At 62.5% G+C, this 13,072-nt stretch carries 9 protein-coding genes; 1 reads left to right on the top strand and 8 read right to left on the bottom strand.

The features are described 5' to 3' along the window. Nucleotides 1–32: 32 nt before the first annotated feature. The 4 genes from FJ974_RS28525 to FJ974_RS28510 form a co-directional block, all read right to left on the bottom strand. The gene (locus FJ974_RS28525) at nucleotides 33–1,067 is read right to left on the bottom strand and encodes a toprim domain-containing protein (protein ID WP_140532402.1); all 1,035 of its coding nucleotides are present in this window, start codon (nucleotides 1,065–1,067) and stop codon (nucleotides 33–35) included. Between the two features lie 158 nt (nucleotides 1,068–1,225). After that, nucleotides 1,226–3,367 carry a ParB/RepB/Spo0J family partition protein gene (locus FJ974_RS28520; RefSeq protein ID WP_140532248.1) on the bottom strand — a complete coding sequence of 714 codons (2,142 nt, stop codon included), beginning with the start codon at nucleotides 3,365–3,367 and terminating at the stop codon, nucleotides 1,226–1,228. 575 nt (nucleotides 3,368–3,942) lie between these two features. Continuing rightward, a complete protein-coding gene (locus FJ974_RS28515) occupies nucleotides 3,943–4,869 on the bottom strand; it encodes an ArdC family protein (RefSeq protein WP_140532246.1) in 927 nt (308 codons plus the stop codon). A 289-nt stretch (nucleotides 4,870–5,158) separates the two neighbouring features. Then, nucleotides 5,159–5,356, bottom strand: a complete 198-nt coding sequence (locus tag FJ974_RS28510) for a hypothetical protein (RefSeq protein ID WP_140532244.1) — start codon at nucleotides 5,354–5,356, stop codon at nucleotides 5,159–5,161. Between the two features lie 516 nt (nucleotides 5,357–5,872). Here FJ974_RS28510 and FJ974_RS28505 point away from each other — a divergent pair. Further along, on the top strand, nucleotides 5,873–6,694 hold the full coding sequence (locus FJ974_RS28505) for an SDR family NAD(P)-dependent oxidoreductase (protein ID WP_140532242.1): 822 nt from the start codon (nucleotides 5,873–5,875) through the stop codon (nucleotides 6,692–6,694). A gap of 180 nt (nucleotides 6,695–6,874) precedes the next feature. Here the strand turns inward: FJ974_RS28505 and FJ974_RS28500 are convergent, their stop codons facing one another. Genes FJ974_RS28500 through FJ974_RS28485 form a run of 4 tightly spaced genes read right to left on the bottom strand, consistent with a single transcriptional unit; the run spans nucleotide 6,875 to nucleotide 12,867 of the window. Further along, nucleotides 6,875–8,059: a patatin-like phospholipase family protein gene (locus FJ974_RS28500; RefSeq protein ID WP_140532240.1), complete on the bottom strand. Its 1,185-nt coding sequence runs from the start codon at nucleotides 8,057–8,059 to the stop codon at nucleotides 6,875–6,877. A 5-nt stretch (nucleotides 8,060–8,064) separates the two neighbouring features. Then, nucleotides 8,065–8,670, bottom strand: a complete 606-nt coding sequence (locus tag FJ974_RS28495) for a hypothetical protein (protein WP_140532238.1) — start codon at nucleotides 8,668–8,670, stop codon at nucleotides 8,065–8,067. Nucleotides 8,671–8,683: 13 nt separating this feature from the next. Further along, on the bottom strand, nucleotides 8,684–11,785 hold the full coding sequence (locus FJ974_RS28490; protein WP_319023067.1) for an efflux RND transporter permease subunit: 3,102 nt from the start codon (nucleotides 11,783–11,785) through the stop codon (nucleotides 8,684–8,686). After that, nucleotides 11,785–12,867, bottom strand: coding sequence for an efflux RND transporter periplasmic adaptor subunit (locus FJ974_RS28485; protein WP_140532234.1), 1,083 nt, complete (start codon nucleotides 12,865–12,867; stop codon nucleotides 11,785–11,787). Before FJ974_RS28485 ends, FJ974_RS28490 begins: the two co-directional genes overlap by 1 nt. Between the last annotated feature and the right edge of the window lie 205 nt (nucleotides 12,868–13,072).

Here is a 13,072-nt window from a genome sequence, read left to right as displayed (position 1 = left end):
CGGACATGGCGCAGCGCAACTTCGCTTGCCGGCTATGCTTGCGCCATGAAGCGCGCGATGTCTTTCGACCCGATCTGCATGCGCGTCCTGTTGCGCACGGCGTCGATGCCGAGGTGGCAGAGGTCTTCGTTGAAGTCGCCCAGCTGAGGCGAGATGACGATGGCCTCGATCCCGGCCGCCCTGGCCCGTTCGACCATGCTGGAACACGCCCATTCGCCGGCCGGATCGTTGTCCTGGAGGATGTAGAGCCGTTGCAGGGTTGCCGGGAACAGGATGGCGGCGAGATGGGCCGCCGAGAGCGCCGCCAGCATCGGCATGCCGGGCAGGACCTGCTTGAGCGAGAGGACTGTCTCGATGCCTTCGCCGGCCGCCATGACTTCGCCGCCGATGCCGAAGCGGACCGCGTTGCCCAGAAGCTCGCCCATGGCGCGGCGTGGCGTGTCGAGCGGCGCCTTGTCGAGGCGTCGCGGATCGAGCCAGGTGCGATGCACTCCGGTAACCTTGCCCTGGAGGTCGGTGACGGCGGCGATCATTGCCGGCCAGACTTCAACCCGCCCATGTCGCTCCGGGCGATGGTAGCAGCGCGGATGGAAGCGGAGATTTCCGGTTTCCCGCAGATCCATGATGCCGCGTTCGCATTGCAGGTATGATTGCACGATGGTGCCGGCGATCGGCCCCGACATGCCGAAGAGCCGGCGAGCCGCTTCGGGCGAACCGCGCGCTGCCGAGGACCGGCTGGCCGTGGACGGCATGGGTGCGGCCGGCGCCACCCTGAGGAAGCGACGCGCCTCGTCTGCCACCTGTTTGAAGTCGACAAGGCCGCAGCTCTCCCGGATCACGTCGAGGAGGTCACCATGCTCGCCGGTGGCGGCATCGGTCCATTTGCCGGACCGGCCTTTTGGCGAGTCCTTGAGGCGAACATATAACGAGCGGCCGGGCGTGTTGCGCACATCTCCCACCAGCCAGTAGCCGCCTGCGCGGCAGCCGTTGAAGAGGTAGTGGCGGCACACCGCCTCGGCCCGCTGGCCAAGACGATGCGCGAGTTCGGAAGCATCGCGATAACTTATCATATGCCACCTCCTCCTGTTGCAGGTCCCGTCCGACGGTGCCAACGCCACCCGCAGCGAAGTCCTTCGAGCATTACCGGAATGCCTATCGCCGGGCGGGCTCGAGCATCCATCGGTGCGGGACGGGCGGAGCGGCCGAAGCCACTCCGCGAAGCCCCTCATTGCGCCGCGGCCAGGCCACGTCCTTCCTCTTCGGCATCGGCGGGGCTTTCGCCCTCGCCATCGCCTTCGGGGAGGGGCGGCAGAGAAGCGCTCGCCTGCGCGTCAGCGACTTTGATGTCGCCGGGCGCGCCGGCTGCGGCGTCGCCGACGAGGCGCAGGGGCTCGGGCAGCCAGCCGGCTTCGGCCAGCAGGCGCTCGGCCTCCCTGGCCATGTCGGCCTTCTTGAGGTGGTCTATGAGCTGGGCGGCCTCTTCGCCGACGCCCTCGCGCACCGCCTGAAGGATGCGAGACTTGGTGACGCGGCCGAGGTAGTTGCCGACGGTCGCTCGCCAGCCGGCGACGCTCATGTCGAGCCCGGTGGCGCGCGCGAGCCGGTCGGCCTGGCTGAGCCGCATGGCGAGGCCTTGCTGGGACACCCCGACGCCGTAAGGGCTGGGCTTCTCGTAGAGGGCGTTCACCCCGTAACTTACGCAATGGGCAAGCAGCGCCATGCGGCTCGCTTCGTCGAGAGCTGCCAGCCAGTGCCATAGCGCCTCGTCATCGCAAGGCGTGTCGCCCTGCCATGCCTGGTGGCGCTCTTTCACGGCGCGGGCCGATGCACTGTCCTTGAGGTCTTCGTCCTGGACAGGGAAGAAGACCTGGCGGACTGAGACCTCCAGCGCGCCGGTGAACGCGCGCTGATGGAAGAAATCGGACACGAGCTTGTGCAGCAGCGCCGTCATGGCCACGTGCGGGTTGTTGGCCAGTGCATCGCGCAGCGCCAGCGTGCGATGGGCCGTCAGTTCGGTGAGCAGGCGATCGGGCAGCGGCTTCATCGCATCGTCCTCGTCCTCCTCCGGCTGGAGGGGCTGACCGCCGGTCGTGATGACGGCGCGCTGTGCCGCCGCGCTGTCGGGATCGCTCGACGGAAGGTCGGCATCCGCGCCTGCCAGGGTTTCGGTCTCGCGAGGCGCTTCGTCCTCGGGCCTGACATAGCCGCGATCGACATCGAGCCTGCCATCATGGGCGATGCTGATGAACACACCGGCACGCGCGATGTCCTGGGCGCCAAACTGCATCGGGCGGGTTTCGAAGGCTTCGAGCGCGGTTTCGATCTCGCCGAGCCGCTGGTCGATTTCGTCCGGCAGCTCGTCGGCCCCATCATATTCGGCCTCGACCTTTTCCTTCTCGCCTTTGAGCGCCGCGATCGCCTGCTCATCCTCCACCGTCAGGTCGAGCGGCTCGCCCTGCAAGGCACGCAGATCGCGCCTGGCGTCATACGGAAAGCTGACCGCCACCTCGATCCACTTCCAGCCTTCCGCAGCGACCTCTTGCGCGGCAGTGTTCAGCTTCTCTGCGACCAGCCGGTCGAGCAAGGCGGCGTCCTGCAGCCAGCCGCCATCGTCGGACTGGAACAGGTCGCGCATGATTGCGCCACCGGCTGCCTGGTAGGCCTTGATGCCGACGAAGACAGCGCGCTTGTCGCAGGCGCGCACCGTCGTCTCGGTCAGCATGCGCCGGATCTGGTAGGGCTCCCTGGACCGGGCGTCCTTGATGGCGTTCCAGACCTGCTCCTGGCGTGCGTGATCGTCCGAGACGGTGAAGGCCATGACCTGCTCCAGCGTTATGCCGTCCTCGGCATAGACATCGAGCAGCGACGGCGCGACGGAAGCGAGGCGAAGTCGCTGCTTTACGACCTGCGCCGAAACGAAGAACGCAGCCGCGATTTCCTCCTCGCCCATGCCCTTGTCGCGCATGTCCTGGAAGGCCCGGAACTGGTCGAGCGGATGCAGCGCCACGCGCTCGATGTTCTCGGCGAGCGAGACCTCCTCGGCAAGGATGGGGCCGGCGCGCTCACGCACTATGCAAGGGACCGGAGTTACCTTGGCGAGCCTCTTCTGCTTGACCAGCAATTCGAGCGCGCGGAAGCGACGGCCCCCCGCAGGCACCTCGAAGATGCCGGTTTCCTTGCCCTGGCCATCGACGACAGGAAAGACGCTCAGGCTCTGAATGAGGCCACGCCGGGCGATCGAGGCCGCCAGATCCTCTATGGAGATGCCCGCTTTGATGCGGCGGACGTTCGACTGGCTCAGCACCAGCTTGTTGAAGGGGATGTCGCGCGAGCACGACAGGGTGATCTTGTGAACTGCTTTAGCCATCGGGATTTACTCCGCGACGGGCGCCGAGAGCCTCTCTCTCGACCTCCAACCCGTCACGAAATCCCAGTCAGCTCTCTTCCTCTGGCCCTGCGCGGCGGCCTCCGGCCGGGCAAGGTCGCGCACGCTAATGGAGCCGGTCGGTCCCGAAAACCGATGACCGCCGCCCCGGTGAGCCGGGAGGTCTGGCGTCCCACTGCGCTATTTACCAACTGTAAACCGAGGCTGTCCTATTTTGAGACAGCGCGGGCCAGCCCATCCCGGCTGCGCGGGCGGCTCCGGCGCCCAGCATCCCCCCCGCACCGTCGGAGCCGCACCGCACGCGTTTTTGTAACAGCACCGGCTGAATCTAACCTTAGCGTACATGCTTTATGAGGTATTTCTGCCAGCGCTACACTTTGACTGACCTCGGAGGCGGGCCGGCCTTGTTGAGCCAGCGCCGCCATTTCCTTATGGGGCAGGAGCCCTGCGGGACTGCGCCTGTGAAAGACGCGGAGCTTTGCGAAAAGCCATGGCGGGATGGAAATGAAAAGCTCACCATTGCCGGTTCATGTTGCGAGCGCGGCAGGCCAGCGTGGCTAGGTGCGCGGAAGGTCGCGATGCTCCGGCAGGAAATCGAGCAGCCAGTCAGCCGCCCTGCTTGCCTGGGATGCGGCGCGTACGATGGCACGGTTGTCGTCTCTCAGCACCTCCAGCCAGGAGCCGATATAATCAGCGTGTCGAACCGTCGGCACGATGGCCAGCGAGGCGCAGCAGAAAGCCGCGGCGATCTCAGCGACGAGCTCTTCGAAAGCGTATTTCTTGCTGCCAAAGGATCCCGAAAGGTCGCGCCCGACCCGCGAGGCATGGCCGGTGGCGTGACCGAGTTCGTGCAGTGCCGTACGATGCCAATTGATCGGCTCGAAGAAGGCCTGCGGCGGCGGAACCTGCACGAAATCCGGCCCGCACGCGTAGAAGGCGTTGTTGCCACCGATCCGGAAATCAATGCCGGTCGCCTTGATGAGGGCCTCGACGCGAGGCTCGACAAGCCCTGGGGTGGGTGGCGCAGTCTGAACGGCAACGTCCTCGGGCAGGTTGTCGCATTGCGCAGCGTTGAATACGGTAAAGCGCCTCAGGAAAGGTATGGCCCGAGCGTTGTCGCCGCATTCGCCGGCGCGCTTTTTCTCGTCCTCCGGCACGAAGCGGTCTGCATAGACGACGCTCGTGCCGTGCTCTCCTTTGCGCACATTTCCGCCAAGCGAAAGCGCCTGGCGGAAGGTCAGCCAGCTCTGCCCGGGAAAGCCGTGCTCTATTACCGCGCCCCACAGGATCAGGACGTTGATGCCGGAATAGCGGCGTCCACTCGAGGCGTTCCTCGGCATGGCGAGCGGCGCTTTCGCCGCCGACGTGCCCCAGGGCTGCACCCAAGGCAGCCGGCCGTCCTCCAGCTCGGCGATGATCTTGGTGGTGATGTCGTCATAGAGGCTCGCCCTTGCGGGGGCAGCCTGGGTAAGATGCTTGGTCATCGCGGGTCTCCGCGACGGGCGCCGGGAGCCTCTCTCCCAGCCTGAAAACCCGTCGCGGCAAATTCCCGTCCGCACTCTCACTCTTGGGGCACGGTCTCAGGCGGACGGAGGGCGGCCGGGCACCGCAGCCCGGGCGGGGCCAATGGCCGAGAGAAGGACCACCCCCACCCTGGCAACGTTCATGAAGAGCGGGCATTCCGGTGCTGGAATGAAGTGATCTTCCGCCAGTTCGAGTCCCGGTGGCGGGTTGACTGCGAATGATGCGCCTTGCCGACATTAAGGTATAAGGTCATTCGCCGTTTTCGGGAGCAGGACTGAGCAACCGCTCGGTCGGCCCTCCTGTTCTTTCGAGCAAGATGCGGGACCGACTAATAGCGTCGAGCGTCTCTCGGATATTGTCGTGGATGTCGCCCAGATCAACCCAACTGGCGCGAATTAGGTTCCGAGTTGCGATGATGACGAGATTTGACGTGAAGTCATTTGCCATGGGTTGCCTGCTCGAGCTCAAATCGGCTGAGACAATCGCGCGGCCCAGTGTCACGTTCAAGCGACCGATGAGCGAAGAAAGCCGAGAAGCATGTGGCGCGAGGCTCTTAGAAAAATTGCCCGCCTAAAAGTAGCCATCGGCACAGCGCAGGGTACCTTAAACGCAAGCGGCCCGACAGCCCGTCGTTGGGGTGTCAATAGAGGGCCGCCGGGCCTGACCGGTCAGGGTAGCCCGCTGAATCGAAAGCTTAATATTAGCGGGGCGCATGAAAAAACCCCGGAAGGTCGAGGGCAAACATCTCCGAAGCTGCACCCTCAGCGGTGGATCTCGCCGCCTGCGAAAACTGCCTTCGCGGTGCGGGGCAGTGTTGAGGCGAAGCCCCTTCTATGTTCAAGCGCGGCTTGAGGCTTGGACAATGTTGGCAGAACGTGTCTACGCTCCGTTTCCTGGGACACCTGGCTCTAGCGCGACTGATCGCCGGGCAGTCGGGCACAATGACGCGAGGGTTTTCAAGGCATGCGGTTTGCAGACAAGAATGTTCTCGTGACCGGCGGCAATTCGGGTATTGGACGTGCCATCGTTCACAGGTTTGTGCGAGACGGAGCCAGAGTGGCCTTCGCCGGCCGCGACGTCGACAAAGGGCGGGCGGTTGAAGCGGAGGCTGCGGCAATGGGCGGGCAGGCGCATTTCTTCCGATGTAATCTCGAAAGTGAAGATGAAGTCGCCGATCTTGTTGAACAAATCGCAAGTTGGGGCCGGTTGACTGTCGCGATCAACAATGCCGGCCTTGGCTCCCGCCGCGCCGGCGTTCTGCCTTCGGACAAACCGGGTCTCAGATGGGACAAGCTGAGGGGACCCAATCTGGATTCGACCTATTTCGTCTCCTCCTACGCCTTGCCGCTGCTTCGCGATTCCGGCGGAGGTGCTATCGTCAACATCTCATCGACCGCCACGCTGCATGGCAACTGGGGACTGTATTGCGTGGCGAAAGCAGCGGTGGAAGCACTGACCAGATCCCTGGCGGTCGAAGGAGCACCGCATGGCATAAGAGCCAACTGCGTCAGTCCAGGCTGGGTGGAGACTGAGGCGGACGCGACCAAGCCTGCTTCAGGCGCAGGCGAGTGGAAGGAACCTCCCAGCGTTTTCAATCGGATGGGCTTGCCCAGCGAGATAGCGGCGGCCGTGGCATTTCTGGCGAGTGACGACGCTTCATTTGTCACCGGGCAAACGCTTATTGTGGATGGCGGCTTGAGCATACTGGATTATCCGTCGCTGCCACTTCTGGAAGAACGCGGTTCGACCCTTTTCTCCGGCACGCTCGAGGATCGAGGCAATTAGCATTTGGGCCAAAGCGCCGATCTGCGCGCCTAACGGCTTATCTCTGGTGTTCTGTCGTAAAAGATCGCCGGGCAGTTGCGCCGATGGAGCTGGCCGGCCAAAGAGCCAATCTTGTCAGGGAGCCCGGATCTTCTCAGGATCCGGTCCAACCCATGCGCGGAGCCCGGAATATCGGCGACCTCACCTCGAAAATCCGGGTGGCACGTTTTTCCAAGGCACGCCGTTGCGGCCCATCTCGTAGCCTTTTTCGAACAGCGCCCGCATGTACCTGTTCTCGAACGGAGTTTTTGGCTCATCAGTGAAGTCGACCGGAACGTCAATGAAGTTATAGGCGATGCCGTCGCGCTTGGAGATGGCGTAAAGCCTGTATAGGTCGCCGATCCCTTGCGTCTTAATAAGGGAGGAGACTGCCTTTTCTGCGATATCTGGCAGTGCGGCCTTCACCATAGATGGTTCCGGCGTCGTCCTGCCGTTGCGGATAATATAGATGCGGGCCTTGACCCGCGCATGGAACGCATGATCGAGCTCGCGCAGGCTCAAACCGGTGGGCATAAGAAAGACCTGGTTGCTGGTGCCTCCGTCGACGTGCATTTCGTGATAAGACTTGCCTTCGGCGGTCACCTTCAACTCGACCGGAGGGAAAATTCCGGGAATGGCGGTGGAGGCCAGGATGACCTGCTTGAAGAGCTTCATCCGATCCGGCCGATGGCTAGCCGCAATCGCGCCCATGTCCCAAATCACCGGCCGATCGGCGTCGAGGTTGGTGGTTCCGATGAACAGCCGCCGTCCCTTGCCGGATTCTTTGGCGATCTGATCCAGCATGTCTTCGGTGACTTCTTCGTCCAGCATCCTGGCAAGGGGGGCGTTGCTTGTGAAGGAGGCGCTCGACAGAACGCCGAGGAAGCTGTGCTCCGTGTAAATGTTGGCATCCTTGATTGTCGTGAAGGCCCGCTTCAATCGATCGTCATAAGACGGGCCAAGGAACGCGAAAGGCGCAATCAAGGCTCCGGTGCTGATGCCGGTGACGATGTCGAACCTGGGCCTGGTCCCGGCCTTGGTCCAGCCGGCGAGAATTCCCGCGCCGAAGGCACCGCTGCTGCCACCGCCTGAAATGGTAAGCGCATCAAGTTCTCGCAGCTTGATCAAAGGGTCGGCCCTTGCCGCCTTAATTCTCTCGTCGCGGAATGAGATGAGACGATCGGGCGGGAAACTTTCGTCAGAATCCCCCCAGACGCGTATGTTGCTGGGATAGCCACTGACATTGGCTGCAGCCATGTGTTCTGTGGGCACGCCATCGCGTGGGTAGGCGGCGATGCAGCCGGTAAGCTGAATTGCGCACAGGCCAAGTAGGATGATCCTCAGCATAGCATTCAGGCCCCCGACGCTATGGCGAAGCTGCGGAAAAGCTGCTCTCCTCCGAGTACGGCGAAGGAGACGACGGTCATCAGCAGAGCGCGATGGAAACGCGCCTGTTTGATCGTTCTAACGCGCGAGGTCTTCAGCAATTCGGCGGCCAGCACCGAGGTCCAATCGGACTGCAAGGCCAGATGGACCAGGTCGCGCACATCGGCGAAAAACCCAGGATCCACATAGTAGATCGGCGGGGTAGCGCAAGCGCCGGCCATTTTGCGATTGAGGTCCTTGTCCGCTCGCTTGCGGCTCGGATAGAGCACTTGCCCGAACTGCATGATGGGCATGATGACGATTCCCCAGACCACCACGTAAAAGAGCGGTCCGAGTGGGGCATGCGTTGGTAACAGATCACCGAAGCGCAGGATCAAATTGAGGGCAAGGATGTAGCCCACGCCCACGATCTGAGCCTTGGTGTCGTAGGAGCGCGCCACCGACTGCGCCTCCTGGAGCGCTGCGGCCAGCATCTTGTCGACATATTCGCGCGAGCTATCGCCGGGTCCAGCACACACCATGGCATCAGTTCCAAGAAAGCGGTCAAGGAGAGTAGGCTGTGATTCCGGCATGGCTGTGCCCTTGCTAATCCACCAACGCCAGGACCGGAATTGAACTGGCGTGTGGCTCGACTATAGTCGACGGCTCGTCCTTTTCCTGAATGCCGTTCACTGCCACATAAAGCGCCGGCAGGAAGACCAGCGTCAGCATGGTGGCGACGGCAAGTCCGCCGACGACGGCATAAGCCATGGGCCCCCAGAAAACGTCGTGCATGATCGGAATCATGCCGAGGATCGCCGCGGCCGCAGTCAGCATTATCGGCCGGAACCTATGGACGGTCGCGTCGATCACCGCGTTCCAGGGCTCGACCCCCTGAGCCCGCTCATGCTCGATCTGGTGCACCAGGATCACCGAGTTACGGATGATCATGCCGGCGAGCGCAATGATGCCGAGCGTCGCGATGAAGCCCATTGGCGTACTGGTGGTGAGCAGCGCGATGGCAACTCCAATCAGGCCGAGGGGCGCCACGCTGATTACCATCGCCAATTGGCGGAAGCTGCCGAGCTGGACCATCAACACGGTAAGCATCAACGTGACCATCAGCGGGAACTGGGCCAGCAGGGCGGCGTTGCTAAGCGCGCTTTTTTCCACCGTGCCGCCGATCTCGAGCGATGTTTCCGCCGGCATCGACTTGGAAAGCGCCTCCAGCGCGCCAGCGATGCGCTGGTGAACGAAGGCGGGCTGCAGTCCCGGCAGCGGCTGGGCCTGCACTGTGATGGTGGGCAGGCGCCCGCGCCTCCAGACATACCCTTCGTCGAGCTCGTATTTGAAATCGGCGAGCTCGCGCAACGGCACGGATGCACCGGTAGGCGTGGTAATCTGCAGGTGGCGCAACGCTTCGATGCTGGAGCGCTCGTCGTTCTGGGCGCGAGCCACGACGTCGACCAGATAGATGGAATCGCGCAGTTGGGTGACCGTCGAACCGTTGAGCACCCGGTTGAGCGCCTGGGAAAGCTGTTCGGAACTTAGTCCCGCCTGCCGGACGCGATCCTGGTTCACGACGATGCGCAGCGCCTTGTTCTTCTCGCCCCAGTCGAAATTGACGGTCTGCACAAGCCCGGAAGCCCGCAGGATCTCGGCAACCTGCTCGCCATATTTCCTGGAATCGTCAGGAGTAGGCGCGCTCACCCGGTACTGCACGGGCCAGCCGACCGGCGGCCCCAGTTCCAAGCGCGAAATGCGTACTGTCACGTCCGGAAAATTGTCGGCGAACAACGTCTGCAGTTTGGTCTGCACGCGATCGCGCGCCTGAAGGTCCTTGGCGACGACCACTGTCTCGGCCATGAAGTCGTTGTCGAGCTGCACATCCAGAGGCAGGTAGAATCGGATGGCACCGCCGCCGACATAGGATGAGAAGTGTTCGATATCGGCGTCGCCAGCAAGCGCCTTCTCCAGTCGTTCCGTCTGCGCTTCAGTAGCGGCGATCGAGGCATTCTTGGGCAGCATCATCGTCACCAGCAGCTCAGGCCGGTTGGAAGACGGGAAGAACTGCTGCTGGACGAAGCCCATGCCGTAAAGCGAGGCGCCAAACGCGATGAGGGATGCGGCGATGGTGAGAAAGCGGTGCCGCACGGTGGAAGCCAGGAGGCGCCCGAACAGTCGCATGAATCGTCCGGGCTCGGCCACGCCATGCGCTTTCATGTGTGCAGGCAAGAGGGTCAGCCCGAGCACCGGAGCGAAGATGACGGCCACAAACCATGAGGCGATGAGCGCGACGCCTATGACGGCAAACAGCGAGAAGCAGTATTGCCCGGTATTGTTGTCCGCAAACCCGATCGGCAGGAAGCCGAGTAGCGTGATCAAAGTTCCCGTCAGCATTGGAAAGGCGGTGGACGTGTAGGCAAAGGTTGCTGCCTTGATCTTCGGCATGCCTTCTTCGATCTTGGAGATCATCATCTCGATCGTGATCATAGCGTCATCGACCAGAAGGCCGAGCGCGATGATCAGCGCACCAAGCGAAATGCGCTGCAGGCTGATTCCCGCGAACTCCATGAATGCGAAGACGATAGCGAGGACAAGCGGGATGGACAGCGCGACCACCAGGCCGGCGCGCAGCCCGAGGCTGAGGAAGCTCACGACAAGCACAATTGCAACCGCTTCGAGGAGAGCCTTGGTGAATTCGCCGATTGCCTCGCGCACGACCTCGGGCTGGTCCGATACCAGATTGAGCTCGATGCCGACCGGGAAACGCTGCTTCAGTCGCTCCGCCGCTGCGTGCAATCCCTTGCCGAACTCGAGGTTGTTGCCGCCATCGCGCATGTTGATGCCGATGCCAATGGCCGGCTTGCCGTTGACGCGAAACATCTTGCTCGGCGGATCGCTATAACCGCGCTGCACCTCGGCGATGTCCGAGAGCTTGTAGAAACGCCCGTCCACGGACAAATTGAGCTTGGCTATGTCATCAGGTGCCAACAGCGAGCCAGTCATGTCGACCAGCATGTTTTCGCTGGACGTGTTGATGATGCCGGAAGGCACAACGGCATTCTGGCGGGCGATCGCCGTCAGCACGTCATCGAGGTTGAGCTTCAGATTGGCGAGCTTCTGCGGTGAGAAATTCAGATAGACCTTCTCGTCCCGGTCGCCGTAAATGTCGACCTTGCCTACATCGGGAACACGCAGGAATGCGGCCCGCGCGGTCTCGGCGAAGTCGCGCGCCTGACGCGGGCTGAAACCGTCATAGGTTATGCCGTAGATGGTGCCGAAGACGTCGCCAAACTCGTCGTTGAAGAACGGCCCGACCACGCCTTGCGGCAGGGTCTGCCTTATATCGTCAACCTTCTTGCGGACCTGGTACCAGATGCCGGCCAGGTCGCGCTTCTGAGTGGATTCCTTCAGGTTGACGAAAATCGTCGCCTGGCCTGGCTTGGTGTAGCTCTTGAGGTAGTCGAGGTTCGGGGTTTCCTCGAGCTTCTTCTCGATCCGGTCCGTAACCTGCTGCAGCGTATCTGCGGCGGTTGCCCCCGGCCAGTTTGCCTGGACGACCATGGTCTGAACCGTGAAATCCGGGTCTTCTTGGCGGCCGAGCCGCTCGTAAGAGGTGATCCCGGCGACGACGCAGACGAGCATGAGAAAGACGACGATCGACCGGTTGTGAACGGCCCATTCGGAAAGGTTGAAGCTTGCCATCACTCGACCTCCGTAGCGGGCTTGACCACTTCGCCGTCAGCAAGCGAGTTGACGCCGGCAACCACCACTTTATCGCCTGCAGCCAGCCCGTGGCTCACGGTGACCGAATTTGCATCGAACTCGAGCAGTTGCACCCTGCGCCGTTCTACCTTGTCATCGTTGCCAACCACCCAAACCTGGGGCTGGTCTCCGGACTGCAGCAGGGCGCTCGGCGGAAGTGTCGCGACCATCTGCCCCCCGTCACTTTCGACGCGACCAACGACGATTGCTCCCAGCCGCATTTGCGGTGGCGGGGCAGGTAGCGCAACCTTCACCTTATAGGTCCCGGTGGTAGTGTCGGCTTCGGGAGAAATCTCGCGGATCGTGCCGGTTACCGCGATTTCCGGGCTGGCCTGGAGCGCAACGCTCACTGACATGCCGAGCTTTGCCTTGATAATGTCCTCGCTGGCCACGGCGAAGACGGCCTCGCGCTCGTCATTGCGCGAAATCTCCACCACCACCTGGCCCGCGGCTACCACCTGACCGGGATCCGCGCCGGTCGCCGTCACGATGCCATCGTCGGGCGCATTGAGCTCCGTATAGGCAAGCTGGTTCCGTGCGATCCGCAGATTGGCCTCAGTTGCCTGGACCTGCGCTTGTGCGCTCAGCAGTGACTTCAGCGCGTCGTCGTATTGCGAATGTGTGGCGAAGCCTTTGCCGAGGAGAACCCGAAATCTGTCTTCCTGGGCAGCGGCCTGGGCAAGTGCGGCCTTGGCTGCATCGAGGTCCGCGGCGGTGGCGGTCACCTTGTTCTGGTAGTCTACCGCGCTGAGTTCGGCGAGCTTCTGGCCTTTTTTGACTGTTGCGCCGGTGTCGACGTCGCGTGAGACGAGCCGGCCGCCGACCTCGAAGCCAACCTGGCTGACATAGCGTGATTGGATACGGCCGGCGCCTTGCGCTACCAGCATGAACTTGTGGGGCGTTACCACCACCACGCGTGCCGTTCGTGGCGCTGCCGGCGCCTCGGCGTCCTTTTGTGAACAACCAGCAAGACAAAGGCCGGCGATACCAGCCAAAAGGAAATGACGCGACGACAGGCGCATGAAAGTCTCCGCTCGAGAAGATCGAGGTTGCAGGGAACTGAAAAGCCGAGCCACCGGCTGAGCTAGTGGCTCGCTTTCGATTTAGACCTATAAGTCAAATCGACTACATAGTCAATATGAGCTCCACGCAATCGTGCCATGCAAAAAGACATGGTGAGTGGAAGACGAGTTCGCAGGCAGAGCGGAAGCCAAATCGGCCGAGCAT

The organism is Mesorhizobium sp. B1-1-8 (assembly GCF_006442795.2).
Classification (GTDB): domain Bacteria; phylum Pseudomonadota; class Alphaproteobacteria; order Rhizobiales; family Rhizobiaceae; genus Mesorhizobium.
This window is presented reverse-complemented; position numbering and strand designations above follow the sequence as displayed.